24 protein-coding genes are annotated in these 25422 nt (G+C 67.6%); 20 read left to right on the forward strand and 4 right to left on the reverse strand.

Translation table 11 applies throughout. The features are described from left to right. Nucleotides 1–10 precede the first annotated feature (10 nt). Nucleotides 11–193 (reverse strand): helix-turn-helix domain-containing protein, encoded by a 183-nt coding sequence (locus tag SCAB_RS15120; protein ID WP_013000945.1) that lies wholly within the window; start codon nucleotides 191–193, stop codon nucleotides 11–13. Nucleotides 194–1451: 1258 nt separating this feature from the next. Between SCAB_RS15120 and cutA the strand changes: the two genes are divergently transcribed. Continuing rightward, on the forward strand, nucleotides 1452–1775 hold the full coding sequence (gene cutA / locus SCAB_RS15125) for a divalent-cation tolerance protein CutA (protein WP_013000948.1): 324 nt from the start codon (nucleotides 1452–1454) through the stop codon (nucleotides 1773–1775). 58 nt (nucleotides 1776–1833) lie between these two features. On the opposite strand, the gene SCAB_RS15130 is transcribed toward cutA, so the two are convergent. The 3 genes from SCAB_RS15130 to SCAB_RS15140 form a co-directional block, all read right to left on the reverse strand. Beyond that, a complete protein-coding gene (locus tag SCAB_RS15130; protein WP_013000949.1) occupies nucleotides 1834–3075 on the reverse strand; it encodes a helix-turn-helix transcriptional regulator in 1242 nt (413 codons plus the stop codon). 409 nt (nucleotides 3076–3484) lie between these two features. Beyond that, on the reverse strand, nucleotides 3485–4408 hold the full coding sequence (locus tag SCAB_RS15135) for an SUMF1/EgtB/PvdO family nonheme iron enzyme (RefSeq protein WP_013000950.1): 924 nt from the start codon (nucleotides 4406–4408) through the stop codon (nucleotides 3485–3487). 15 nt (nucleotides 4409–4423) lie between these two features. Further along, a complete protein-coding gene (locus tag SCAB_RS15140) occupies nucleotides 4424–5215 on the reverse strand; it encodes an aminotransferase class IV family protein (RefSeq protein ID WP_037729172.1) in 792 nt (263 codons plus the stop codon). 218 nt (nucleotides 5216–5433) lie between these two features. On the opposite strand from SCAB_RS15140, the gene SCAB_RS15145 reads away from it, so the two are divergent. The 19 genes from SCAB_RS15145 to SCAB_RS43745 all read left to right on the forward strand — a co-directional run bounded on the left by SCAB_RS15145 (nucleotide 5434) and on the right by SCAB_RS43745 (nucleotide 25415). Next, nucleotides 5434–5868 (forward strand): ATP-binding protein, encoded by a 435-nt coding sequence (locus tag SCAB_RS15145; RefSeq protein WP_013000952.1) that lies wholly within the window; start codon nucleotides 5434–5436, stop codon nucleotides 5866–5868. A gap of 487 nt (nucleotides 5869–6355) precedes the next feature. After that, nucleotides 6356–7021: a DUF6415 family natural product biosynthesis protein gene (locus tag SCAB_RS15150; protein WP_106437403.1), complete on the forward strand. Its 666-nt coding sequence runs from the start codon at nucleotides 6356–6358 to the stop codon at nucleotides 7019–7021. A 313-nt stretch (nucleotides 7022–7334) separates the two neighbouring features. Continuing rightward, nucleotides 7335–7826: a LuxR C-terminal-related transcriptional regulator gene (locus SCAB_RS15155; RefSeq protein WP_013000954.1), complete on the forward strand. Its 492-nt coding sequence runs from the start codon at nucleotides 7335–7337 to the stop codon at nucleotides 7824–7826. Further along, a complete protein-coding gene (locus SCAB_RS15160) occupies nucleotides 7823–8992 on the forward strand; it encodes a protein-L-isoaspartate O-methyltransferase family protein (RefSeq protein WP_013000955.1) in 1170 nt (389 codons plus the stop codon). The genes SCAB_RS15155 and SCAB_RS15160 overlap by 4 nt, the downstream gene beginning before the upstream one ends. Beyond that, entirely contained in the window at nucleotides 8982–9824 is an 843-nt protein-coding gene (locus SCAB_RS15165) for an SAM-dependent methyltransferase (RefSeq protein WP_037728433.1), read from the forward strand. The genes SCAB_RS15160 and SCAB_RS15165 overlap by 11 nt, the downstream gene beginning before the upstream one ends. 749 nt (nucleotides 9825–10573) lie before the next feature. Next, complete coding sequence (fxlM, locus tag SCAB_RS15170; protein ID WP_013000958.1) at nucleotides 10574–11815, forward strand: methyltransferase, FxLD system; 1242 nt, start codon at nucleotides 10574–10576, stop codon at nucleotides 11813–11815. A 37-nt stretch (nucleotides 11816–11852) separates the two neighbouring features. Further along, nucleotides 11853–12023, forward strand: a complete 171-nt coding sequence (locus SCAB_RS44850) for an FxLD family lanthipeptide (RefSeq protein ID WP_013000959.1) — start codon at nucleotides 11853–11855, stop codon at nucleotides 12021–12023. Nucleotides 12024–12110: 87 nt separating this feature from the next. After that, nucleotides 12111–15239, forward strand: coding sequence for a lantibiotic dehydratase (locus SCAB_RS15175; RefSeq protein WP_013000960.1), 3129 nt, complete (start codon nucleotides 12111–12113; stop codon nucleotides 15237–15239). Continuing rightward, nucleotides 15236–16468 carry a lanthionine synthetase C family protein gene (locus SCAB_RS15180; protein ID WP_013000961.1) on the forward strand — a complete coding sequence of 411 codons (1233 nt, stop codon included), beginning with the start codon at nucleotides 15236–15238 and terminating at the stop codon, nucleotides 16466–16468. The genes SCAB_RS15175 and SCAB_RS15180 overlap by 4 nt, the downstream gene beginning before the upstream one ends. A gap of 22 nt (nucleotides 16469–16490) precedes the next feature. Then, on the forward strand, nucleotides 16491–17537 hold the full coding sequence (locus tag SCAB_RS15185; RefSeq protein WP_013000962.1) for a thiopeptide-type bacteriocin biosynthesis protein: 1047 nt from the start codon (nucleotides 16491–16493) through the stop codon (nucleotides 17535–17537). Beyond that, nucleotides 17537–18502, forward strand: coding sequence for a hypothetical protein (locus tag SCAB_RS15190; protein ID WP_037729816.1), 966 nt, complete (start codon nucleotides 17537–17539; stop codon nucleotides 18500–18502). The genes SCAB_RS15185 and SCAB_RS15190 overlap by 1 nt, the downstream gene beginning before the upstream one ends. A 121-nt stretch (nucleotides 18503–18623) precedes the next feature. Next, on the forward strand, nucleotides 18624–18956 hold the full coding sequence (locus SCAB_RS15195) for a hypothetical protein (protein ID WP_013000964.1): 333 nt from the start codon (nucleotides 18624–18626) through the stop codon (nucleotides 18954–18956). Nucleotides 18957–19686: 730 nt separating this feature from the next. Beyond that, nucleotides 19687–20991 (forward strand): sensor histidine kinase, encoded by a 1305-nt coding sequence (locus SCAB_RS15200; RefSeq protein WP_013000965.1) that lies wholly within the window; start codon nucleotides 19687–19689, stop codon nucleotides 20989–20991. Beyond that, a complete protein-coding gene (locus SCAB_RS43740) occupies nucleotides 20988–21404 on the forward strand; it encodes a roadblock/LC7 domain-containing protein (RefSeq protein ID WP_013000966.1) in 417 nt (138 codons plus the stop codon). Before SCAB_RS15200 ends, SCAB_RS43740 begins: the two co-directional genes overlap by 4 nt. Before the next feature lie 38 nt (nucleotides 21405–21442). Further along, nucleotides 21443–21763, forward strand: coding sequence for a DUF742 domain-containing protein (locus SCAB_RS15210; protein WP_231885015.1), 321 nt, complete (start codon nucleotides 21443–21445; stop codon nucleotides 21761–21763). Continuing rightward, nucleotides 21735–22361, forward strand: a complete 627-nt coding sequence (locus SCAB_RS15215) for a GTP-binding protein (RefSeq protein WP_013000968.1) — start codon at nucleotides 21735–21737, stop codon at nucleotides 22359–22361. Before SCAB_RS15210 ends, SCAB_RS15215 begins: the two co-directional genes overlap by 29 nt. After that, nucleotides 22358–23680, forward strand: coding sequence for a cytochrome P450 (locus tag SCAB_RS15220; RefSeq protein ID WP_013000969.1), 1323 nt, complete (start codon nucleotides 22358–22360; stop codon nucleotides 23678–23680). Before SCAB_RS15215 ends, SCAB_RS15220 begins: the two co-directional genes overlap by 4 nt. Beyond that, nucleotides 23581–24843, forward strand: a complete 1263-nt coding sequence (locus SCAB_RS15225) for a cytochrome P450 family protein (protein ID WP_013000970.1) — start codon at nucleotides 23581–23583, stop codon at nucleotides 24841–24843. Before SCAB_RS15220 ends, SCAB_RS15225 begins: the two co-directional genes overlap by 100 nt. 116 nt (nucleotides 24844–24959) lie before the next feature. Continuing rightward, nucleotides 24960–25415 carry a hypothetical protein gene (locus SCAB_RS43745; protein WP_013000971.1) on the forward strand — a complete coding sequence of 152 codons (456 nt, stop codon included), beginning with the start codon at nucleotides 24960–24962 and terminating at the stop codon, nucleotides 25413–25415. The last annotated feature ends 7 nt before the right edge of the window (nucleotides 25416–25422 follow it).

Raw genomic sequence — 25422 nt, forward strand, 5'->3', positions numbered from 1 at the left:
AGGGAACGACTCAGCCGTAGTTCTCATCCAGGTAGGCCACGATGTCGCGCTCACGGAATCGCAAGAGACGTCCGACTTTCTGGGCCTTGAGACCCCAGGAGCGATACTTGTTCCGGACTGTGACTTCGCTGACCTTCAGCCATTCGGCGACTTCTTCCGGCGTCAGCAGCCGATTGCTGCCCCCGGCGGTCAAGACAGCACCTGCCCAAGTTGAAGCGCTACCGTCACGACGCCGCCTCGCCATTACCGATGGGCGCAGATTTGGTAGGCATGGAAGGTTTGACTGCCCTCCCCGGACGAAAAAGGGCAGGAGGTATCGCGGATCGGCGCATGGGGTGGATGTTCCTTGCGAGGGAGCGAACAGGGCGACAGAGCGGGTCAGTAACACCGAGAGCCCACGTCAAATCAACGCGGAAACTCCTGCGTACTTGCGGCACTCCGACTGTGTTCGCAACGGCTCCACCGCCAAGCACAGCCGCCGCGAACACCCTCAATGGTCGGCACGATCGCCGGTTTGGCTAACCGGCGATCGTGGTCTATGTTTCGCCCGGCACGGTCCAGAAGGTCAGCCGGTACGGCCAGAAACCGGAGGGTCCCGCCGTCTGTCCCGAGCACCGGAGCGCGAGTACCGCCTGCTACCGGCGGTAGCTGCGTTGCAACAAGTCCTCACTGAGCAGCCCGACCTCACTGGCCAGAGAGACAGCGCTGCGGAATGGGCGCCACAATCCTCTTGCTGATGTACGCTCCACGACCAAGTCTCCATATGGGTGAAGAGCAGTGAAAGGGGCGGATCAGAGAGTCGCATTCGAGACAGGTGGTGCTCCTTGTCCAGCGCCTCTACGAGGAAGCCGAGCAGCGCGAGATACCGGCTGGCTGCCGTAAATGTCGGCCTCCCTGCCGACTCGAAATCTCGCCTCACTCGCTGACCTGGATTTTCCAGGGTGTTGTACGTTGACATGATCCCGGAGCAGGTTCCAGTCTCTTGGAGCTCTTTCTTGTCTGCCATGGGCGAATCCGCTTGGATATACGACGTTGACCCCCCATCTACGGAAGCTCCCCGGCGGCCAGAACGCCAGCGAGGAAAGAAGTGTCTTTGAGCAGCGAATCCAGTCGTCCGCCTCGCGCACCTGCGGCGACTAACTTGATTGACAAGGGCGTTGGTGTGGGCCGTCGCCACTCACCAACGCTATGGCCTGCGACGACTACGTCGGATGGCAAGGAACTCCACGGACTTGGTTCGATGTCGGCGGACAAGGAGGCGCAGTACAAGGAGGAGACAGGGGACGGACCTCCCTCCTGGTAGCACTTGGGTCGAGGGGTGGTCCCACCCGGGCGACTCCCCGGAGGATGAGGACCCCCACGAAGCCGCAGCCTGAGCACCGTCTGGTACCTGCGCACCCACAGGGAGCCGCTGGATAGGGTCGGTTACTCCCGGCTTGAGAGGTAGTGGCATGACCGACATCGTGATTGCGCAGACGACCATCGACGACGAGGACCAGGCGAAGACGCTGGCTCGGGGCGCGGTTGAGAGCAAGCTGGCAGCGGGCGCTCACATCGACGCGCCGTTCACCGCCGTCTACTGGTGGAAAAGTGACATCGAGACGGTGCGGGAGTGGCGGATCTCGTACATGACGACCGCAGCCCGGCTTCCGGAGCTGGAGGCGTGGGTGTCAGAGAAGCACTCGTACGAGGTGCCGCAGTGGGTCACCCTTCCTGTAACAGGCGGATCGGCTGCTTACCTGTCCTGGGTCGTTGAGGAGACGACCAAGCGCTGACGCGCTGCGCGACGCGTTCGCGTCCCGGGCAAGCTCCGCGTTGCGTATGGCACGAGCCTCAGGACGCGAACTGCCTTAGGTGATCGGCAAGTTCTCGCTCGTTGTCTGGAAGCCAGGTCACGATGGATCGGGCGCGCTCCTTGCCCATCGTATTGGGCTTGGCCTGACTCGCGGCCGCAAACTGACGTGTTACGTAGACACCTTGTTCGACGTCTCCGCCGCGTAGCAGCGCGGAAGCAAGGTCACCGAGGACGACAACGCCTGCATCCGATAGGCCATCCCCGAGGCGCTCGACGGCAGTGTCGGCCGTGGCGGTCAGCTCGGATCTTCCCAGCTGTCCATAGACGGAGAGTGCCAGTGAGTCCATGCGGTAAGGGGTCACGAATCGGACCCACGCCTGCTCGCTTGTGTGATCGGCAAAGTCGTAGGCGAAACGTGCTCGTTCCAATGCACGCAGTGCCTCTGTGTCGTCGCCCAGCGCCGCAGCCTCCTCGGCCTGCCTGCCGAGCACCCAGGCAGCGGCCGTGGCGTTGCCGGGTCCTCGAACATCATGTGCTGCCTGGGAAAGGAGCCTCAACCTTTCTTTGGGCGTCGGAGCTCCGTAGCTGGCGTAGGTCAGGGCCAGGGCGCGGAGTGGCGGGTGTCCGGCGGCCGATGCACACTCCGACGTGACCTGGTAATAGGCGTCAGCCTTGTGTGCCTCCCCTAGGTCCCAGGCCACCCACCCGGCCAGGGCTGCGGTTTCTCCGGCGGCGATGGTGAGAGCCCGCTCGTGCTCGCCGGCACGGGGCAGAGCTGCCGTGATCGCGTCAAGGTGAGACTCGACCGTGCGTTGCAACTGCCTTGCGCTAAGGCTGAGTTCTTGGATGTGCAACTCAGCAGCTCGATCGACGAGTACGGCAGCGGCAGGCGCGTCGGTCTTGGAACCCTTACCGAGGGCGAGGGCCAGCCGTCCCCAGGGCTCGGCAGCCGCGCTCACGCCAAGGGCGGCGCCCCCCAGCAACGTGCGGCGCTTCACGTCCTCCTGGTCCTCCTCTTCACGGTCGTATTTCTTTCTCTTCCTGGCGCGAGCGGCCTTGGCCTCCCGCCTCAAGTCTTCGAATGAGACGCCGCAGGCCGCCGCGATCTGTTCAAGCGTGTGGTTGGTCGGGACGTTCTCAAACTGCTCGTAGCGACTGATCTCTCGACGGGTCATGGTGTCCCGGCCGGAGACAGCGTTGATGGCGGCTGCCTGCTGCTCCTGCGTCCGGCCTGCGTCCTTGCGAAGCCGGAGGAGTAGTTCGGCGAACGGATCTGCCATGAGTGTGGCCTCTGTCCGGGGGCGGAATCCAATCATGGCCTGGATTCCCCCGCCTATTTCCCCCCTTGACAAACTTTTCCCCCTCCGAATTCCCCTGGTACAGGTCCCGGACCCGCGATGCGATGGGCTCATGACGACGTTCCGCAGGGCGGCACCGCCCCCGCTCACGAGGAGGACCGTCCCCGCAGCCGGAGCTTGGCCGAGGAGAGACCGACTCTGTAACGCAGCCAGGCTGTCGGGTCGAGGCTGTCTCCTTCTTGTCCGAGGGAAGGCTCTTCCCGAGGACAGTCACGGTTCGATCGGTTCCGTACGCCCCAAGGAGGACCTGCGGGGAGAGCGCCCGTCGACATCGACGCCGACGACGAGCGCCCACTCGGGCTGGCTCACCACAGCCTCGCCAAGCGCCGAGCTACGGGGCGGCTGCGATGCAGCGGAACCCGGTGTCGTTGTCCTTCATCGTGGAGTTGGCTGCGTTCTCGAGCGCCGGCGCGGCACGCTCGAACGGGCTGCTGAACGCGGACCCCTTCAACTGGTACCGGTTCGGTCCGTCGGTTCCCGGCGTAGAGCACCACTCCCACACGTTTCCGCACAGGTCGAAAACGCCGTAGGGACTTACTCCGGACTGGTAGCGATTGACGGGTGTTGTGCCGCCGATGCCCGACTCTGCGGTATTGCACTTCGCGGCGGTGGGATCGCTGCCCCAGGGGTAAGAGCGCCCCTTCGGGCCGCGGGCCGCCTTCTCCCATTGACTGACGGTGGGCAGCGCCTTGCCCGCCCAGCGGGCGTACGCGTCAGCGTCGTGCCACGTCACCCAGACCACCGGGTGATCGTGCAGGGCGCTCGGGCAGCGCTGGCCGGTCCAGTGCTGCGGGGGGCGGTGCCCGGTGGCGCGGATGAACTGCTCGTAGTCGAGGTTGGTCGTCGAGTAGACGTCGATCCGGTACGTATCCACCCAGATCGACGCACCCTTAGAGCCGGACAGGTAGATGCCTTCCTCGATCAGCACCATGACCTTGCCGTCGACCGGATGCCTTATGGTGCGCGGGTCGCGGCGCAGGAGCTCCTCGGTTCGCTCGTCGTGCCCCACTGCGGCCTGCTCGGTGAGGAGCTGAGCGAACCGCCACTGGGCGTCGGGGGACGATGTGGAGAGCAGAGTGTCCAGCGCGGCCTGGTTGTTGGGGTGGGGCTTGATCGACTCGCCCCGCCCCTCCCAGTTCACGAGTTGCCTGGTGCTGATGCCGACCTTGGCAGCGAAGTCCTTGCCGTTCATGCGCAGCGCTTCGCGCAGCAGAGTGACTTCGCGGCCGGTCCACCGTGTGACCCCCGTTGTCACGCTCGCCCCCTACGGCTACAGGGTCTCGCCGGGGATGGACAGGTATGTCTCGCGGAGCGCGCTCAGCACGGGGTGCTCGGTAGGCAGTTCCTTGTCATCGATCACCGACAGGGCGCGAACCCCGATGCTGGTGTTCGTCGCGAAGACCGCCGCCATGCGCTTGGCCTGGTCGAGGGTGACGGGGGCGGTGCGGTGCTCGATGCCGTTGGCGTGCTTCTGCAGGAGGGCCATCGTCACACCGGGCAGGACGGGTGCCTGCGGCCACACCACTGTCCCGTTGCCGTCGATGAAGGCGACGTTCCAGGTGCCGCCCTCGCTCACGCGACCGTCGCGGCCGACGAAGAGCGCGTCGCCGAATCCCGCGCGCTGTGCTGCCCCACGGGCGTGGAGGGCACCGAAGAGACCGATGTGCTTCACCTCGGGCAGGTCGCGCTCGTACGTCACGCTCATGGCGCGCAGCGGTTCCGGGGGCAGGGCGCCGGCACTACGCACGGACACCAGGATGCGCGGCTCGTCAGCGTCGGCTGGGTGCCCCATCTCGACCTTCGGGTCGTAGATCGTGACTCGGACGACGCACGGGCCGCTCTGTCCCTCCAGGCCCCGGCGGACGTAGTCGCGAACGAGCGCGGTGTCCAGGTCCGCACCCCACACGGCTTTGCAGTCACGTACGAGCCGCTCCATGTGCAGCGCCAGGCCCCGGATGCTGCCATCACCATCGACGCGCATAGACGTGAAGTGGCCGACGTTGGTCAGGGCCAGGGGGAGCAAGTCGTCTGCGGACACAGGGTTTCCATCAAGAGTTGCCATGCCACCCAGCATGTCAGGACCGTCCGTTCCCCCGGCACCCCAATCATGGTTACTGACGAGTCAACTTCACCGCAACTTCCTTCCCTCTTTCGTACCGCACGGTGTTCGCTAGTCACTGCGCGAACACGCTTGGTGATCAATGAAACGAGGCATGTCGCGCGGCGCAATGGCGGCGCATACCGCCCGCTCCCCCGCACCGCCCACCTGGGAGGCCCTCGATGAGCCCCGCCACTGCCGTCGCGCCGGCTGCCACGAAGGCACTGCCCCAGACAGCGCGCGTCTTCGACGTGGCCTTCGCCTCCAACCCAGCATGTGCGAGGCAGGCACGCCGGATCATCCGCGCCTTCCTGGGCCTGTGGAACGTGAACGGCGAACTAGCCGAGAACATCGTGCTTGCCGTCTCCGAGCTCGTGACCAACGCCTTCGAGCACGGGACCGGTGACGTGGGACTCCGCGTCCGGTATCCCGATGACGAGTTGCGGATCGAAGTCACTGACGACAACCCAACCCCAGCCGAAATGCGCCCCGCAGGCGACGAGGACGTGTCGGGCCGTGGCTTGTTCATCGTCGCCGTTCTCGCACGGAAGTGGGGCGTCAGCAAAGACGGCAAGACGACGTGGTGCGTCTTCCACGTCCCTGCGAAGAGGTCCTGATGGCCCCAGTCACGCCTGAAGCCGCAGCAGGGCCGAGTCAGCGACACAACGCCGTGCCCCTGTTGGGTTGCTTGGCCCCCGCAAGCGCCACAGACAGCGGGACGTCCCAGGAGGTCCCGATCAAGTCCTGTGCGGCGGTACCGGCGTCTCCGAACTCCCTGAACTATGCCCGTGTAGTTCGCAGCGCCGTGTCCCTCCTGAACGAACCGCCCTTGTCGGCGAGTGGCGGCTCGAAATGCCTCGGCGGCCCTCTTTGAGGGCCGCCGAGGTGAAACCCCTATCTCCAAATACGCATCGCACCGATGGAGTTGCTTTGATGCCTCGCACCACGGTCTCGGCCCCTACGGTAGGCGGTGGGCAAGTGGACGGCGTGTCCTGGCCTGAGGGCTCACTCAGGGGACTGGGCTGTGACCTGAGGACCGTCTTAGCGACCCTCGCACTCGGACAGTCGCGTTTCGCAGTGCGGGAGATCCCCCTCCATCGCGAAGTGACCAAAGTGGTCCTCGCCGAGACTGCCCACGTCAGCGAAGACCCGGACGAGCAACACGGGCAACTTCTGCTCATGCGCGGCTACTTGATGCGACAGCTCGGAGGCGTCGTTCCCATCGATGCCAACGATCCTCCCCTGGAAGTCGATCAACTGGTCGTACGCGTGCGTGCCCTACTCGACGAGGAGATTCCCGGCGACGCCGTGCGTGCGGCGTTCCTGCACCGGCGGATGTCCGAGGTCGGGCGGGAGCTGCTAGCCGTCCTTCCTTCTGTCGACGCCTCTGACGACGTGGTCGACGGCTGGGGCAGGATTGTATTCACAGGGTTCGATTCGACACGCATTCGCGAAGCCATTCGTGCGGCGAAGTCCTGGGAACGAACGGGGATTTACCCGCATCCGCATACGCTCGCGGCGGTCACGCAAGCCCTCAGCGGCTATGTCTCCATGCTCGTCCCCTACGTCTCGATCCACTTGGAATCGCTCTCCGCCGGGAGTCGACGGTGGTCCGCATGCAGTGAGGCGATCGAGCGCTCGCAGGAGGCCCGCAACGTCACACCGGGAGAGGGGCTCAAGGCTGCGAGGGAGCACGCGTTTCGTCTGGCAGTCCACACCGAGGTCCTGCTGCGTTACGCCGAACAGGACTGCGAGCGGGACGGTGAGTGAGATGACCAGGTCCTCTCGTGCGGCGCACCCTCAGCCGCTTCACCACGCTCCAGTCTCCCCAGCGAATTCGGGCTCACCCCGGAGAGACGAACCGGCCCCAGGGCGCATTCGACGTGGCTGACAACAGGCTCGCGCGCACTGGGGTGCCGTCCTCCTCGCTTCCGTTATCAGCCTGCCCACCGTATGCATCCTCGCCGAACTCACCCTGCAGCTCTACGACGGGCGATAGCTCACGCCCCAACAAGCCGACCAGCGAAGTGGGCCGGCCCCCGATATGACGACGACTGTGCCAGAACACCGAAGGAGTAGAACCATGTCGGCCCCGGACGAGACCATCTCGCCGCCGCTTTCCCCTCAGGAGCGGGAGGCTCTGCTGGGCATCTCCCAGGGCAGGACGACCGCAGAGACGGCCTGTGACATGGGAGTGTCTAACAGCACGGTCAAGACGTACATCCTCCGGATAGGCGGAAAGCTCGGTACCTCGGAGCGGGCGGGCATGGTGGATCTCGCCTACCGTCACGGGCACTTGGACGTACCCGGGCCCGTGGACTACATGGTCGAGCTGCCCAAGGAGCAGCGCACAGTCCTGGCCGGGCTCGCCGGCGGAAAGACCGTCGAAGAGATCGCGGCCGACGCGAAGCGTCCGCTGGACGACGTTCGCAAGGACGCTCGACGCCTCCTGCGGGTGCTGGATGCTTCCTCGGCCGCGCACGCGGTCACGCGAGGGTGGCAGCTCCGTCTCCTGGGCCCCGCGACCGGCCGTGAAAACAGCCGAGATGTCGTAACCATGGCAGGACAGGCATGAACGCCCGCGTCGAGGCCGGCAGCCTGCGACCGGGCAGTGGCCACGTTCACCAGCACGCGGGGAACGTGCTCACCTGCGATCGGCGACAGGACTTCGTGCCCAACGTGATCCGTACGCATCGAGGTGGTCGCTGGCGCAGGGTGGACCGGAGTAAGAACGCCGGCGAGTGGGCGAAGTTCGTCCATCGCTCCGAGATGCTCGTGTTCGACGTCGACGACGGTGGGGAGGGCGGCCCCGGCATCGTCACGGGAGTGATCCCGTCCAAACAAGACGCCACGGCACGCCTGGCTGCGCTCGCTCCCGTCCCAGGGACGGCCGTTGCCGAGATCGGAACGGACTGCGGCTGGACGGCAGCCTCTCTGGACCACCTTCTCCAGGGCGGCCGGGTGGTAACGGTCGCGGACACAGAACGTCTCGCCGAAATTGCCCGGCAGCGCCTACGCCCCTACCCGCGGGTTCGGGTGGTCAGCGGGCCACAGGCCGGGGTCTTGGGACCGGCAGGTTCGTTCCACGGGCTCTTGTCCCATCGTGCGGTACGCCGTGTGCCGTGGGAGTGGGTCACGCGGGTTCGTCCGGGTGGCCGGCTGTGCCTGCCGGTCCGTCCGGCTCTGGGCGGATCTAGCACGCTGCTCGTGCTGACCGTGGCGCGGGACGGGGCCTCGGCCATTGGACGTTTCCACGCCGAACCGGCTCCGCAGACCGTGTGGCTTCGCGAGCACCGCCCTGGCGAGGGCACCGCCGTAGAGTCGCAGGGCATCCCGAGGTCGTCGGAAGCCCTGGACGCCAGGGAGGCGCACGTACAGCCGGCGGCCCGGTTGTTCGCCGGCCTGCTTCGCCCTGACCTTCGAATGCAGGTCGTGCGCGGCGTTGCGCAGCTCGAAGGGGACGTTGCCGATCGCCTGCGTATTCATGACCATCAGGTGTCTCGGGCAGTGGTCTTCCTCCACTCCCCACGCATCTACGAGTGGGGGCCGCGAGATCTCGGCTCCGATCTGTTCGACGCACTCGGTCAGTGGCACGCGGCCGGAGAACCAGAGGTTGAGCAGCTGGGCGTGACGATCAGAGAGACCGAACACACGCTGTGGCTCGGTGCACCGGACGGTCCATCGTGGCGTCTGCCCGAACTCCACACGATCACCGGCGAGGTGGAGCGGCATGCGACCTGACCACCCGACGCTAATCCCCCCCTCAGCAGCGATCGCCGAGTTGCAGGCACGGCCATCGAGCGCCCGGATGCAGAACTACCTGCTCGGCGGGCGAGACCACTACATCGTCGACCGTGAGGGGGCCCTTCGGGCTGCCGAACGCATGCCGTTCCTGGAGAGCGCCGTCCGCCACGAGCGCCTGTACGTGCTCCTGATGGTGCAGGCCCTGGCCATCGCGGGCATCCGGCAGCTGGTCGACTTCGGCTGCGGCCTTCCCCATAGCCCTACGCCGGTGGATGTCCTGACACGCATTCATCCCGACGCCCGCGCCGTGTGCATCGACAACGACGTGCTGGTGCACACTCACGCCGACGCAATGATGACGGGCAAGGCGCCCGCTGTCGTCGAGAGCCTGTGCGCCGACGTACGCGCCCCCGAGTCGATCCTCGCTTCCAGGGAGATCCTGGAGACGATCAACTGGCGAGAACCGGTCATCCTTCTCCTCGGCAGCGTGCTCCACCACATCGAGGACACCGCGGCGCAGCCCCTGACCGTTCTAGTCGACCAGTACAAACACGTCGCCGCCACCGGCAGCGCTCTTGTCATCACGCACGCCACCGCCGATGTCTCGGGCGAGCCCGTGCGCAGATTCGCCAAGACCATGACGGCGGCCGGCTGCCCCGTCCACCTGCGGACGAAGGAACAGATCGCCCGGCTGTTCGACGGCTGGCAACTGACCGCCCCGGGCCTGACCGCGCCGCAGACGCTGGCACTCGAATACCCGGTCCTGGCCCAGGCCGCGTCATACGCCGACACGGCCCGAAAGGAGCCCGTGCATGGTCGAGCTGTGTGATCAGCAGAAGGGCGTGATCAAGCCGGTGACCAGCCAACTCTCCCTGGCTTCCCAGCTAGAATCCGTGGCGTCCGGAAACGGGCACCCGGGCGTCGCGGTCACTGACGCTGGACGTCACGTCTGCACCCCGGAGATCCGCATGCCCAGCCCCCGCGCGTTCTCGCGCGTTCCCGTAGACCCCTTCGTGGGGCGGTTGGCCGACGCCACGCCCGGGTGCCCAGACGCGAGTCAGCGCCAGGCCCACCCCCGTCTGGGAGCCGAACTGGAGCCGTTTACGGTCGACATTGGCCCGGTCGCCCTTAGCCGCAGCGCGGCCCTCGCCCGTGTCTGGCCCCATGACGCCCCGTTGGACCCGCCTCTGCCAACGAATCTGCGAGTCCGGGCCGGCCTGACGAACGCCGGTCTGGTCCTGCCCGAGGCCACCGAGACGTACTTCCCGCACATGTCGGCCGCCTACGGGGATGGTCGACACCCACTGCCTCAACGAAATGAACCGGGCAGACGCCCTCGCCTCAGCCCTGCTACGCCACGCCCGCCATCACGTGACCGGGCGCGTCAAGTCCGTGTGGCTGGTGAGGGAACCCAGCATCCCGACCGCCGCACCTACACCTTCGAACGGATCCAGGAGCTGCCCCTGGGGCGCTGAACAACAGCCGACTTCCGCCCGTCGGCATCCATCGCAGAACCACCATGCAAGTGGCGCCGACGCTGGAGGCGAAGGCGCATGAGGCACCGTAAGGAACCCCTCTATGACCGATGTGACCGCTAGCTCGCCCTCAGCAGTAAAACTGCGAGACAAACTCGTGAATGAGCTCGTGGCCCAGCACGTGATCCAGACCAAGGAGGTCGAAGCGGCGTTCCGTGAGGTGCCCAGGCACGTGTTCGCCCCCGAAGCTCCTCTGGAGAAGGCGTATGCCCAGACCCATCTGGCGACGAAGCGGGATGACCACGGCATCACAATCAGCTCGGTATCCGCTCCGGAAATCCAGGCCACCATGCTGGAACAGGCGGGGCTTCGGCCGGGTCACCGTTGCCTGGAAATCGGCTCCGGCGGCTACAACGCCGCGCTGATGGCCTCTCTGGTCGGCGAGAACGGCGAGGTCACAACGATCGACATCGACGAAGATGTCACTGACCGAGCCCGCGCCTGCCTGAAGAACGCCGGATACCCGCAAGTAAACGTCGTCCGCACGGATGGCGAGGACGGGTGCGCCGAGCACGCCCCCTACGACCGGACGATCGTCACCGTCGGCAGCTGGGACATCCCTCCGGCATGGGTGGAGCAGCTCGCCGACGGCGGAACCATCACCGTCCCGCTGCGGATGCGGGGCCTGACCCGATCGATCACCTTCGCCCGGGAAGGAGATCACCTGGTCAGCCAGTCGGCGAAGATCTGCGGATTCGTCACGATGCAGGGAGCCGGAGCCCACCAGGAACGGCTGCTGCTCCTGCGCGGCAAGGAGATCGGTCTGCGGTTCGACGACGAGTGGCCGACCGAACCGGACGCGCTGAACGGTGCGCTCGACACCGAGCGGGTCGAGGTGTGGTCGGGGGTGAAGATCCAACGCCACGAGCAGTTCGACACGCTCCAGATGTGGCTGGCCACCGCCCTGGACGACTTCTGTCTCCTCGCAGTCGACCCGAAGCTGGACACGGGCCTGCTCTCCCCCCAGAACAAGATGGCCTGCCCGGCCGTGGTCGAGGGCGGCAGCTTCGCCTATCTCGCCCTGCGGAAGCTGGGCACAGAACCAGATCCCGTGTTCGAGTTCGGAGCACACGCCTTCGGTCCCGACGCCGCCGCGCTCGCCGACACCTTGGCCGAGCAGATCCGTGTCTGGAGCCGTGACCACCGCGGCGGGCGCGGCCCGAGCATCGCGGCCTACCCGGCCGACACACCCGATGACCGGCTCCCCGAGGGGCGAGTCATCAACAAGCGGCATGTCCGCGTCCTCATCTCCTGGCCGACGGAGGACTTGCCTCCGGCGAGCTAGGTCAACCGCACCATCTCATTCAGAAGGAGCGAACAACATGAAGAACTTCGAAGCCGCGACCACTCAGGTCGATGTGGACTTCACGCTCGACGTCCGCGTCATCGAGGCCGGTCTGCCGGTCCGTGACCTGCTGCGCGACACCAGCGACAACTGCGGCTCCACCTGCTCGGGCACGGCATGCGCCTCGTTCACGGGCGACCCGGCCTGACGCTGATCACTGCCGGTGGCGCCGGGCGGACATCCCGGCCGGCGCCACCTACCCCCGCACGCTGCCGAAAGGGAAGAAGAGGAGCTGATGACAGCAGGAGCGGAACGGCTGCTGTACCGGCTGGCTGGCGTGCCCATCGTGCGTGCCACGACGCGTCCAGACGGGGCGCCTCTCGCCGAAGGACTGAGCTTGTCCGGTTCCCCTGAGGCAGTGGTGGCCGAGGGGCTGGCCTGGCTGACACAGGCGTGGCAGCACGAGGAGGCACGGCGCGCCGTGGAGACGGCCAGCCCTGCGCTGGCCCAACAGATCTCGGGGCTGCTTGAGGGGCGCTCCGTCCCGGTCCGCCAGGTGCGCCGCCTCGTGGTGTCTTTGGCCTCCTACCAGTTGCGCTGGCAGGGGCGAGCCACTCCGTTCGGTCTGTTCGCCGGAGTCAGCACGGCTGAAGTCGGCACCGGCGCTTACGTGCGGTGGGGCGAGAGCCACCGCACCGTCGCCAGGGCGGACGCGCAGTGGTTGGGAGCCGTCATCGCCCCCCTAGAGCAGCATCCCCGCCTGCTGGAACGTCTGACGGTGATCACGAACCCGGTCGCGTTCGTGCGTGGGGACCGACTCGTTGTCCCCGGCGAGCCGCCCGACGACTCTCCCGGCGTGCTCGCGCCGATCGAGATATCCGTCGGACACACGCGTCCGGTGCGCACCGCGACGGAGGCCGCTCGCGAGCCCATCCGGTTCCAGGAACTGCTTACACTGCTGGCCGCTGAGTACCCGAGCGCACCACCGGAGCAGATCCGTTCCCTGCTGGCCGGACTCGTCGCCCAGCACCTCCTGCTCACCAACCTCCGGGCGTCGATGACCGTCCCGGACGCCCTGGGCCACCTTCGGGCACAGCTGGAGGCGGCTGACGCCGACGAGCTGCCCGACCTCACCAGCCTGGTGCACGACCTGCGGTTGATTCACGACGACCTGTCGTGCCACAACGACACCGTTGCTTCCCCCACCGCCGCCTACGCCATGAGGGCCGCGGTGGCTGAGCGCATGAACGCGATCTGCGACATCGCGCCACAGCCTCTGGTTGTCGATACAGCCTTGGACTGCGACGTGTCCCTTCCCGAGGCAGTGATCCATGAGGCCGAGACCGCCGCCTCCGCGCTACTGCGCCTGACGCCCTACCCGTTCGGCTATCCCCGGTGGAAGGACTTCCACGTCCGATTTCGGCAGCGGTACGGAGTGGGGGCCGTGGTCCCCGTGGTCGAGCTGATCGGCGACACCGGTCTGGGGCTGCCCGCCGGATACCTGGGCTCGCCTGTGGCGAACACCGCACGCACGCTGACCGAACGCGACGAAACCCTGCTTGCCCTTGTCCAGCAGGCCGTCATCGACGGTGCCGAAGAGATCGTGCTGACCGAGCCCCTGGTCCGCCAACTGGCGGTCGGCGACCCCTCCGAGATGCTTCCGCCGGCACGCGCTGAACTCACATTCCAGATCCACGCCACCTCGCCGCAGGCGGTGGAAAAGGGGGCGTTTCGCCTGCTCGTCAGCTCAGCCCCGCGCCCCGGCAGCAGCATGGCCGGACGGTTCGCTGACCTGCTGCCCGAGGCGGACCGCAAGATCCTCGCCGACACATACGCCGCCCTGAGTACCGACGCCCCGGGGGCTATTGCCGCCCAGCTGTCGTTCTTCCCCCGTCGGCGGCGCAGCGAGAACGTGGTCCGCACGCCGCAGCTGCTCCCGCACACGATCTCCCTGGCTGAGCACCGCGATCCCCACCCTGATCTCATCCCACTGCACGACCTCGCGGTCACGGCGGACGCTCGCCAGTTCCACCTGGTCCAGCTATCGACCGGCAGGCGCGTCGAACCGCGAGTCGTGCATGCCCTGGAGGCAGGCACCCTCACGCCGCCACTCGCCCGCTTCCTCGCCGAGATCACCACCGCGCGCTGCGCCGTCTACAAGCCGTTCGACTGGGGAACCGCGGTACGCCTGCCGTACCTGCCGCGGCTGCGCTACGGCCGCAGCGTGCTCTCGCCGGCACGCTGGCTCCTGACGGCCGCAGACCTTCCCAAGCCCGCTGCCACGCCAGCCGAATGGGACAAGGCCCTGGCGACATGGCGTCGTCGGCTGCGCGCCCCGGAAGCCGTCGTCGCGTGCGAGTCCGACCTGCGCCTGCCACTCGACCTAAGCCAGCCCCTCCACCGGGCACTGCTGAGGAACCGCCTCGACGCGGCCCGTGAGGTTGAGCTGCAGGAGGCCCCCACCCCGGCCGACCTGGCCTGGATGGGCCGCGCCCACGAATTCTTCCTCACGCTGCGCCTTGCCCAGCCGCGTGCCGCCGAGCGGAACACGGTGATGTCGTCGCCGCTCCCGGCCGTCAAGCGCGACGCTGGACATCTTCCGGGCCGCTCCGAATGGCTGTACGCCCAGGTTCACGGACATCCGGACCGCCAGGACGAAGTCCTGACTGAGCACCTGCCGCGCCTCCTCGACGGCTGGACCGGCCTTCGGCAGTGGTGGTTTAGGCGTCACCGCGACACCACCCGCCCGGACTCCGAGCAATACCTCGATCTCCACCTGCGCCTGCCCACCCCCGGCGAGTACGGACAGGCCGCCGCCCGGGTCGGAGAGTGGGCCGCCGACCTGCGCGGCTGTGGCCTTCTTGCACACCTCCAGCTCGCCACCTATTGCCCCGAGGCGGGACGCTACGGGCACAGCGAGGCGATGGACGCGGCACACGAGGTGTTCGCCGCCGACTCTGCCGCGGCCCTCGCCCAGATCACCCTCGCCATCCACACCGGGCTCCCGCCCAAAGCTGTCACCGCAGCCGGCCTGGTCGACCTCGCTGCCTCCTACGCAGAAAGCCCCGACATCGGCATGCGCTGGCTGATCGACCGTCTTCCGCACGAGCAGGGCAAGCTCGACCAGAAGTTGCGGGATACCGGAATGCGATTGGCCGACCCCGCCGACGACTGGGCGACGCTGCGCGCCACGCCGGGCGCCGAGACCGTGACACGCGCCTGGGAACGACGCAGAACCGCCCTCACCACCTACCGCACGCACCTTGCACGCCAGCGCGATCCCTACAGCGTGCTCAGATCCCTGCTCCACATGCATCACGTCCGCACCATCGGGGTCGACCCGGACCGCGAACGAGTCACCCACCGCCTGGCCCGCGCCTCAGCCCTGCGCCAGAGCGCCCGCGAACACTGGAGGACGCCGTGAAGGTAGGGCCCCGCTTCGCGTCCGCCGCCGCGCAGGCGATTGCCCGGCTGCTGACGACGCCCGAACCGCTCCCTCCTGGACGGGGCTGGAGCAAGCAGTCTCTGTCCCGAGGGGCGGCCGGCGTCGCGCTGCTCCACATCGAACGCGCTCACTGTGGGGAAGGAGGTTGGCAGACCGCGCACTCGTGGGTGACGGCCGCGGCCGGGGATGGAGTGAGCGCCGCGGACAACGCCAACCTGCTCTTCGGCGCACCTGCCCTCGCCTTCATACTCCACGCGGCCGACGCGGACGGGACCGTGCGATACGGCCCAGCTCGCACAGCAGTGGACACGTCCGTCGTTGCTCTCACCCACCGCCGTGTTGACCTCGCACATGCACGGATCGACCGGGGCGAGCTTCCCGCCTTCGGCGAGTACGACCTGCTGCACGGCCTGACGGGGCTCGGCGTCCATCTCCTCCAACACGCAGCCGGTAACGACGCCTTGGAGCGGGTACTGACCTACCTCGTACGCCTGACGCATCCTCTGCGGGCTGACGACGAGACCCTGCCGGGGTGGTGGGTCTTCCACGACCCCCAGCTCAAGCAGTCTGATGCCTTCCCCGGCGGTCACAGCAACTTCGGTATCGCGCACGGTGTCGCCGGGCCACTCGCGTTCTTAGCCCAGGCTTGGCGCCGGGGCATCACCGTCGACGGGCATGACGAAGCCCTCCACCGGATCAGCAGCTGGCTTGATACTTGGCGGCAGGACGCCGACTCGGGTCCGTGGTGGCCGCAGTGGATCACCCGTGGCCAGTTGCGCACCGGCAGGCCAGGCCAACTCGGACCGTTGCGGCCGAGTTGGTGCTACGGCACCCCGGGCCTTGCTCGCGCTCAACAGCTCGCGGCCATCGCCACCCGCGATATCGCACGACAGCAGAGGGCTGAACATGCCCTGTCCCGCTGCCTGTCCGACCCGGACCAGCTCAACCGGATCACGGACAGCAGCCTTTGCCACGGGTGGGCCGGGCTGTATCAAACGGTCTGGCGGACTGGCCGCGACGCGTGCACACCGGAGGTCAGGGCGCACGTGCCCGCGATAGCCGACTACCTCTTTCAGCAGTGCCGCACTGGCCTTGGCGACGACATCGGCTTTCTCGAAGGGAATGCGGGACTTGCCCTCGCCCTGCACACCGCCGCCCACACCACACCGCCGGTCTCCGGGTGGGACTCGTGCCTGCTCATCAACTGAGCCGCCCCCGGATCACGAAGGGATGAGGAAAGTGGAAGTTGCCGTATCGCCGCACCAAGCGGCTCAGAGCGTCCTGGAGGTTTTGGCCGGCGCCCCGCTCCACGAGGTCGCTGCCCGTGCGGGCCTGGATGTCGGTGACCTCGCCGATGCCGTCGAGGTCTACCAGGCCGCGGGAGAACACGCCCTCGACGCTCAAGCCGAGGCTGCTCAGGGCTGGTACTCCGTCTCGATCCAGTTCGCCGACTGGAACGCCGCCGAGCAGACCGCGCTAGCCGGCCTCGGTCCACAACTGGGGCAGGCCGAAAAGGCGGGGGCGCTCGCCAACTGGTGGTTCCTTCGTAAATACCCCTGCTGGCGTCTGCGCTGCCGACCCGGCTCCTCGGCCACGCGTGCCGATGCCGAGAAAGTCGTGAGCACCATCCTGGACAGGCTCATGGCCGACGGTCTGGTGGACCGGTGGTGGCAGACCATCTACCAACCCGAGTCCCTGGCATTCGGCGGCCCCCAGGGCATGGACGCAGCCCACGATCTGTTCCACGCCGACAGTCGGGGGGTCCTCGACTACCTGCGCCGTCATGACTCCAGCACGATGCCCGGCGGTTCCCTCGGCCGCCGCGAGGTGTCCGTGCTGCTGTGCTCCGCTCTGTTCTTCGGTGCCGGGCAGGAACCGCACGAGCAGGGCGACATCTGGCACCGTGTGGAACAGCTGCGCCCCCTGCCCTCCGACACACCCACCGCCCGGCTGACCGGGATGACCGCGGCGCTGCAAGTCCTGATGAGACTCAACACCAGCCCCACCAGTCCCCTGTTCAACAAGCGTGGCTCGCTCGCCTTCCTCGCGCCCTGGGCCGACGCCTTCGAGACCGCGGGGCGACGCCTGGGCGGCGCGGCACACGCAGGCACTCTCCACCGGGGCGTGCGCGACGTCCTCGCCCACCACGTGATCTTCGCCTGGAACCGCGTGGGCCTGGACAGCCGAACCCAGGCCATCCTCGCGCGCGCCGCACGTGACACCGCAATGAACCCGTCGAACGCCCTGCCCGGGACCCCTTCATCGGGAGGCAGTTGATGTTCACAGAGCCCGACGATCCCAAGATCACAGCGCGGATGCGAACCGCCCGTGACCTGGCTTGCGCTGTCCTGGACGCCCTGCCCGAGCAAGACGCTGCCGAGACCTGGGGGTGGCGCGGCCGAACGCTGAGTGGGCCTGTCATCGCTCCCAGCGGCCCAGCCTGGCTCCGTGTCGGCTGCGCTCCCTCCGGCGACATCAACTCCACCTTCTGGAACGGCTCCGTTGCCGCCCACCAGGCCCTCCCGGAGTCGGTACCGCGCCCTCGGCTCCACGTCGTTCACGACTGGAACGACGCGCACTGGACCTACCGCGCGGAACTGTACGAGCGGGTCACTACTTGGCCCGCCTCCCCAACCGCCGCACTGACCACCGCCCCGGATCTGCGATCTACCTGGTGGCGGGCCGTCCGCACCGTGCTGCACGACATCGCTCAGGTGCACACCGACCGCTTCTCCGTGCACCAGCCCTTCCTCCAACGCGCCATGCCACAGTTCCTCGGCACCCCGATCGACACCACACCACCGTCATGGTCCACGGCGCACGGCGACTTCCACTGGGCGAACCTGTGCGCGCCCGAACTCCACATTTTCGACTGGGAAGGCTGGGGCCTCGCCCCGACCGGCTATGACGCCGCCGTGCTCCACAGCTACAGCCTGCTCATCCCCTCCGTCGCCGCCTGCATCCGCCGCGAACTGAAAGGCATGCTCGATACCCCCGAGGGCCGGTTCGCCGAGCTCGCCGTCATCACCCAGCTCCTCCACAGCACAGCCCGCGGCGACAATCTCGAACTCGCCTGGCCCCTTCGCCGTCGTGCAGAGCATCTGCTGGGACGTCCCGTCCCCCAGCCTGAACGTCCGATCATCGCCCCGGACAACCTTGAACGCACCGCGCCGGCAAGTCTCCGCGCAGAACACCGATCGCCGCTCGCAGCTCAGCAGGGCGATAGGCAGGCCACGGCATGAGCACAGACCCACAACGCACCATTTTGGGCAGTCCCATCGCAGATCGCGTGGTCTCGCACCTTCCCCTGGCGTGCCGCCCCGCCTGACCGGACCGGGCAGAACCCTCACGAAACAGGAAGGAATGGACGAACACGGCTCGCTCTGGCAGATCGGCGTCATCGGCCACGGCCCGCGCGCCACCGAACTTGCCGACCAGGTCGCCACCGAGATTAGCGAGTGGAACCAGGGCTGGGGCAACAAGCCACCCGAACCCAGCTTCCGTATGGCCGTCGGCGACGCCCGCGACCAACTGGCAGCCTCTGAGTCACGCTTCCTCATGGACAAGACCCGCAGCCGCCTCGCCCTCAAAAGCCCCGGAGGAGTTGGGCCAGCGATGCCATCACAGCAATGGAAGTATTCAGTCTGGTTGACCAGCATCCCCGAACGGACAGAGCAACGATATTGGCCGATCTAGACGCCAACTCCCTTCTGCACCATGCATTTTTCACAGACTTCTGACCTGAGAGCATCGATTACCCACCTGGTTTGTGTGTAAAATCATCGAAGGCCGGAAACGGTCACCCGGACGTCGCGGACATGACGCAAGACGACAAGCCTGCGCGCTCGCCCGGAGAACACCGTGTCCCACTCATCTGCCGCCTCGACGGTCTGCCTTCGCCTCACAGATACCCCGACTGCAAGCTGCGCATTCGTTCCAACTTCCGCAGCGACGCCGGCCCTTCTCACTCTGTCGGCTAGATTCTCTTCATTCCCCGGAAGTACGGTCTCGACAGAAAAACACACCCGTGGGCGCCACTTACTTTTACGCCCGTCCGTCGACCGAGGCAGTACGGCAGCTGACCCGCGAATAAGACCTTCGTATCAGCCACACCGTAGCGGCGTCACGTCTCACTTTCTCATTCCACAGCAGCTCTTTCGGTTCATTCGCGGACTCCCTCCTGGAGAACGTGAGCGGAACGCAAGAAGAGACCGTCTGCCGGAGGATGCACGACGGCAACCGCCCCCTTTACCGGCCTCTCGTCGGACCACGACTGTTCTCGTGCGGCGAGATGAGCCCAGCAGTTATGCAGCGACGGCCCCAGGAAGCATCTGCTCCGCTTCTTGTTGGGGCGGCTCGAAGCTGCTCTTGCCCCGGTCTCTCCGTCGCCAGCGGCCTGAACTTGGACTGAACTACGGAGTTTTTCATGCTGATTCCTGACGTGCTGGCGGTGTTCGCCGCTGCGGGCGCTGTCTCGGCCACCAGCGCGGGCTCGTGGCTCGTGATGAGCGCTCGCCGCCGGGCCAGGAGGGCCGTGGACGCTCGCACCGCGTATGAGCTGCACGTGCAGGCGGTGCGTGAAGAGACGCGGCACCTGGTGACTGTGCGGCTCCCGGGTCTGATCACTCATCTGGTCCATCCTCATGTGCCGGTGCCGCCGTTGGCCGATGCAGGGCTGCGGGGCACGGAGGTAGAGGGCTGGCACCGACAGGTCCTGGATCTTGTGGCGTCGGCCGTGCGCGAGGAGCGGATACGTGTCGATCTGGCGGCGCAGAGCGTGGTGCGGTGGACGGCACAGTCCGCGCGGTCGTCGTCGATCCGGATGCAGGAACTGCTGCAGGGCATGCAAGACCGGTTTCACCAGGCGGGGGTGCAAGAGTTCGTTCTGGCGTTGGACCGGCAGAACGAGTTCACGCGACGGCGCTGGCAGGCCGCGGGAATCGTGTGCGGGGACACGCCGGGGCTGACGCGGCAGGATACGCATCTGTCCGACATCGTGACGGCCGCGCAGTCGCGAATCGAGGGCTTCGAGCGGATCGAGACGGTCAACTGCCTGGCCGAGGACCGTAATTTCGGGATCACCGGGGCAGCGGCTGAGCCCGTGGCCATCGTGCTGGCCGAGCTGCATGCGAACGCGGTCTTCTACTCCTCCGGCACCATCGCGGTCCATACCGAGATCCACGAGACGTCCTCCGGGGCAGCCGTGATCATCGACGACGCCGGTGTGGGACTGCACGAGGACGACCTGGAGTTCGCCGAGCGCATGCTTTCCGGGCGCAGGGTCCTACTGACCGAGCTGGGTGACCCGGTCCGCCTCGGCCTGGCCGCGGTCGGGCGGCTGATCCAGGACTACCCGCTGCGCGTCACGTTCGGCAGGTCCCAGTACGGCGGCGTGCGAGCTGTGCTCGACATCGGCAAGGAGCTGCTAGTGGCGATGGCGCCGGCCGTGCGGCCGTCGGTGATCTCGCCGATCCCCGTGGGCGGCAGGCAGCCGTCCGCGCTGACCCCCGAAGCAGTAACCGGCGGCGCCCCGGCCGGTCCGAAGTCACTGCCGCGGCGCCGCCGCCAGCAGCCGGACCACACCGCTGGCTCCGGCCTCGCCCCGGAGCCAGCGGTGGCGGCGCGTGATGCCGAACAGACCCGCGGCCTCTACACGAGCTTGCAGCGGGGCACCATCCGGGGCCGGAGTGATTCCGTCCCCGCCGAGACCGAGGAAGGGACCGTCCGATGAAGGCGCCGGTGCAACAGGATCTGAAGGGCTGGGCGGAGCGGCTGGTGGAGGTGCCCGGTGTGCAGCTGGCCATGTTCTTCACCGATGACGGGCTCAAGGCCGGCGGCTCGACCAACCTGCACGGTGACGCGCAGGCGGGCGCTGCGGCGATGGCCAGCGGAATGTTCAGTACGGCGCTGGCGACGGTGCGGGCGCTCAACCGGCTCCCGGACACCGCCGAGGTCGCGCTGGATCAGATCACGGTGGAGGTCGGGGGGCAGTTCCTGATCGTCATGGCGGCCGGGAACCACACGAACCTGGCCGTGTGGACCGAGGCCAGGGCGGACATCGGCAACGTGGCCTTCGAAATGGCCAACCTGATCGGCAGGATCGGTGCCAAAGCCTTCGACTCCCCGGCCCGGGAGCACCGGTGAGCCCGCGCCCGCCGGGGCCGCGGACGGTGCCCGCGTATGTGGCGACGAGCCGGCACAGCGCGCCGCGCCGCAACACCTTCGGCGAGCTGACGCGGCTCAAGCGGTGCGGCGGCTACGAGCCCGCGGGACTGGATCCGCCCCAGACGCACCTGCTTCATCTGCTCGCCGCCGGATCGCTGACCGTCGTCGAGGTCTCCGCGCACCTGCGGCTGACCGTCCACGCCGTGTGCGTGGTCGCCTGCAGTCTGGTGGACGCGGGCTTGGTCGAGGCCCGCGCTCCCATTCCCGAGGCCGAAAAAGTCGATACCACGCTCTTGGAAAGGGTGCTCGTTGGACTCCAGAGGGACAGGTTCGGTTGAAGGGCTGCCCGGCAGTCCGGCGTACGTGGACGAGCAGGTGCGCTACCTGGTGAAGTTCGTCGTGGCCGGCGGGCTGGGCGTCGGGAAGACCACGCTGATCCGCACGGTCTCAGAGATCACGGCGCGCAGTACCGAGGCGGTGATGACGGCCTCCAGCATCGCAACGGACAGCCTCACGCTCACGCCGCAGAAGTCGACCACCACCGTCGCACTGGACTTCGGACGTCGCACCATCGACGACGAGGTGATCCTCTACCTGTTCGGCGCCCCGGGGCAGTCCCGCTTCATCACCCCGCTGTGGCCGGCCCTCTCCCAGGGCGCCCTGGGCGTTCTGGTCCTCGTCGACATACGCCGATTACAGGACTGCCATCCCTTCCTGGACCTCGTCGAGCGGGCCGGTCTGCCCTACACCGTGGCGGTCAACCGCTTCCCCGACACACCCGACATCGCCGAAGCGGACCTGCGCGGCGCCCTCGATCTCGCCGACACCACACCGCTGGTGATGTGCAACGCCCTGGACCGCCTGTCCTGCCTGGACGCACTGATCACCCTGGCCCGCCAATGCCTGGCCCGAGCCCGCCTGGACCCTGTCTCATGACGACGACCGCACCTCTGTATCTGCCGCACGCCTACCGCCTATACGAGCCCGGCTTCGCGCAGGACCCGCACGCCTACTACACCCACATGCGCGCGCACTTCGGCGACGTCGCCCCCATCGAGATCAGCCCCGGGGTGTTCGGGCACCTGGTCATCGGCTACCGGCTCGCCCTGCAGCTGCTGCGCGACACCCAGACCTGGTCCAAGGACCCCACCGTGTGGGTGTCCCATCTGCCGAAGGACTCACCCGTCCTGGGCATGCTGGGCCCGCGCCCCAACCCGCTCTTCGCCGACGGTGAGCGGCACGCCCGCTACCGGCGGGTCATCACCGACTCTTTCGGCCGGATCCAGCCGCACCACCTTCGCGACCTGGTCCGTGAGATCGCCGCTCTGCTGATCGGCCGATTCGCCGGCGCCGGGATCGCGGATCTGATCGCCCAGTACGCCCGGCCGATCCCCTCCTATGTGATGAACCGGCTGTTCGGGCAGCCCGATCACGCCGCTCCCCGCCTGGTGACCGCGCTGGCCGGTCTCATCGAGGGAGGGGAGAACGCCGCCGCGGCGAACGCGGAGTTCGAGGCGTACATGCGCCGGCTCCTCGCGCTCAAGACCGGCGAGCGAGGCCATGACCTCACCTCCTGGATCATGGACCACTCCGCGGGGCTGAGCCCCGAGGAAGTGCTCCACCATGTCGTGCTCACTGTGGGCGCCGGGCAGGAACCCACGACCAACCTGATCGCGAACGCCCTGGCGATCATGCTGTCCGACGACCGGTACTACGCCGGCGTCACCAACGGCGCCCTCGCCCCTATCCACGCGGTCCACCGCGTCCTGCGCGACGAGCCGCCGATGGCGAACTACGCGGCGCACTACCCACGGCACAACGTGCGGATCAACAACCTGAGCATCCCGGCCCACTCCCTGGTCATGGTCTCCTTCGCCGCCGCCAACGCCGACCCCCAGGGCCCCGGCGCACCGCTGTCGGGCGAGGGCTCCCACCTGGCCTGGTCCGCCGGACCGCACGCCTGCCCCGTCAAGGACCCCGCGATCCTCATCGCCGTCACGGCCATCGAGGAGATCACCAGCCGGCTGCCCGACCTCGAACTCGACGGCCGCCGCGAGGACCTGCAGCGGCGCATCGGCCCCTTCCACACCGCCTACCGCCACATCCCCGCAACCTTCACCCCCCTGACCGCGCTTCCCACGACAGGAGACCGAGCATGGCCCGGCAATCCCTTCCGTACGTCATCGACCCCGCCGGACGCGATATCCCCGCAGAAGCCGCCCGCCTGCGCGCCCTCGGCCCCGCCGTGCGCGTAGAACTGCCCGGCGGCATACCCGCCTGGGCGATCACCCGCCACACCGTTCTGCGGGACCTGCTCCTGGACGACCGGGTCAGCAAAGACCCGCGGCACTGGGAGCTGTGGACCTCCGGGTGGGTCGAAGCGAACCCCGAGGCCCACTGGATCTACAACTGGACCGGCGTCACCAACATGTTCACCGCCTACGGGCCGGACCACCGACGCCTGCGCAACCTCGTCGCCCCCGCCTTCACCGGCCGCCGCACCCTGGACCTGCTCCCCCGGATCGAGGAGATCACCACCAGCCTCCTCGACTCCCTGTCCACCCGCGCCGCCTCCCTCCCCGGCCGGCCGGCCGACCTGCGGATCCTGTTCGCCTACCCGCTGCCGCTGCTGGTGATCTCCGAACTGTTCGGCCTCACCGAACAGGAACGCGGCGACGCAGCCCACTTCGTCGACATGATCATGGACACCACCACGCCGCCCGAGATCGCCGGCCAGATCCTCACCCACACCCGCAGCGTCATGGCCCGTCTGCTCGCCCGCAAACGCGAACAGCCCGGCAACGACCTCACCAGCGCGCTGATCACCGCCCGGGACCAGGGCGACCGGCTCAGCGAACAGGAACTCGTCGACACCCTCATCCTCACCCTGGGCGCCGGCTTCGAGACCACCGTGAACCTGATCGGCAACGCCATCGCCGCCCTCCTCGACCACCCCGACCAGCTCGACCTGCTGCTCAACGGGGCCGTGCCCTGGAAACAGGCCATCGAGGAAGTCCTGCGCTGGGCACCGCCCATCACCTCCCTGCCCCTGCGCTTCGCCACCACCACCATCGACCTCGGCGAGGAGACGATCATCCAGGGCGAAGCCATCCTCACCACCTTCGGCGCCGTCGGCTGGGACCCAGACACCCACGGTCCCCGCGCCCACGAGTTCGACATCACCCGCGAACCGGGCAAACACCTCGCCTTCGGCCACGGAGTCCACCACTGCCTGGGCGCACCCCTGGCCCGCGCCGAAGCCACCATCGCCCTCCCCGCCCTCTTCACCCGCTTCCCCGACCTCCGCCTCACCATGCCGGCCCCGGAACTGACCCCGTTCCCCTCCTTCGTCTCCCACGGCCACACCACACTCCCCGCCCACCTCACACCCTCACCGGCCACCTCAACCGCCACGTAGGGCACGGTCCTTCGCATCCCTCGCCAACCGTGACGCCCCAGGGAACGGGCGTCGCATCCCGGCCGACCAGGACCTCGCCCCGCCCGCTACCCACCTCGACCTGTCCGGAACTCCTCGTGAACATCCTCACCGCATCCCGCCCCCATGCCGTTCATCCGGCAATCACCCCGGCCGCGCCACCCGCGCAGACCAGCAGCGTCTTCCAGGACGCCTGGCTGCCCCGCCCCGCTCCACGAGCCGTACCGGCCGGGGACACCTTCGACGCCGTACGCGTCACCCAGCAGCACGGTGAACTCGTCCTCCAACACCTGCAGAGGTTCCCCGCCCTGCCGATCGGAGCGGTGCTGGCCGACCAAGACCAGTGGTGGTTCTTCGTCCCCGCCCACTTCGACAACACGCCTTGGCCCCGGCCGGTCCGCTACTTGACCACCGGCAGCTTCATCACCGTTCCGCCCCCGGAGCACACCCGCGCCATCGGCTGCAGCCTCGGCTGGATCCAACACGGCGCTCCCGGGCGCGAGTTCACCTCTCCACTCTTCCTGCGGCCGGTCCTCGATCACATGACCTTCTGACACAACC

This window comes from Streptomyces scabiei 87.22 (assembly GCF_000091305.1).
Taxonomy (GTDB): Bacteria; Actinomycetota; Actinomycetes; order Streptomycetales; family Streptomycetaceae; genus Streptomyces; species Streptomyces scabiei.

Coding starts and splice junctions, on each gene's coding strand:
- SCAB_RS43740 (WP_013000966.1), top strand. CDS start 20,988: ATGAAGGCGCCGGTGCAACAGGATCTGAAGGGCTGGGCGGAGCGGCTG.
- SCAB_RS15160 (WP_013000955.1), top strand. CDS start 7,823: ATGAACGCCCGCGTCGAGGCCGGCAGCCTGCGACCGGGCAGTGGCCAC.
- SCAB_RS15190 (WP_037729816.1), top strand. CDS start 17,537: ATGTTCACAGAGCCCGACGATCCCAAGATCACAGCGCGGATGCGAACC.
- SCAB_RS15165 (WP_037728433.1), top strand. CDS start 8,982: ATGCGACCTGACCACCCGACGCTAATCCCCCCCTCAGCAGCGATCGCC.
- SCAB_RS44850 (WP_013000959.1), top strand. CDS start 11,853: ATGAAGAACTTCGAAGCCGCGACCACTCAGGTCGATGTGGACTTCACG.
- cutA (WP_013000948.1), top strand. CDS start 1,452: ATGACCGACATCGTGATTGCGCAGACGACCATCGACGACGAGGACCAG.
- fxlM (WP_013000958.1), top strand. CDS start 10,574: ATGACCGATGTGACCGCTAGCTCGCCCTCAGCAGTAAAACTGCGAGAC.
- SCAB_RS15175 (WP_013000960.1), top strand. CDS start 12,111: ATGACAGCAGGAGCGGAACGGCTGCTGTACCGGCTGGCTGGCGTGCCC.
- SCAB_RS15195 (WP_013000964.1), top strand. CDS start 18,624: ATGGACGAACACGGCTCGCTCTGGCAGATCGGCGTCATCGGCCACGGC.
- SCAB_RS15140 (WP_037729172.1), bottom strand. CDS start 5,215: ATGGCAACTCTTGATGGAAACCCTGTGTCCGCAGACGACTTGCTCCCC.
- SCAB_RS15185 (WP_013000962.1), top strand. CDS start 16,491: ATGAGGAAAGTGGAAGTTGCCGTATCGCCGCACCAAGCGGCTCAGAGC.
- SCAB_RS15225 (WP_013000970.1), top strand. CDS start 23,581: ATGGCCCGGCAATCCCTTCCGTACGTCATCGACCCCGCCGGACGCGAT.
- SCAB_RS15145 (WP_013000952.1), top strand. CDS start 5,434: ATGAGCCCCGCCACTGCCGTCGCGCCGGCTGCCACGAAGGCACTGCCC.
- SCAB_RS15200 (WP_013000965.1), top strand. CDS start 19,687: ATGCTGATTCCTGACGTGCTGGCGGTGTTCGCCGCTGCGGGCGCTGTC.
- SCAB_RS15130 (WP_013000949.1), bottom strand. CDS start 3,075: ATGGCAGATCCGTTCGCCGAACTACTCCTCCGGCTTCGCAAGGACGCA.
- SCAB_RS15155 (WP_013000954.1), top strand. CDS start 7,335: ATGTCGGCCCCGGACGAGACCATCTCGCCGCCGCTTTCCCCTCAGGAG.
- SCAB_RS15220 (WP_013000969.1), top strand. CDS start 22,358: ATGACGACGACCGCACCTCTGTATCTGCCGCACGCCTACCGCCTATAC.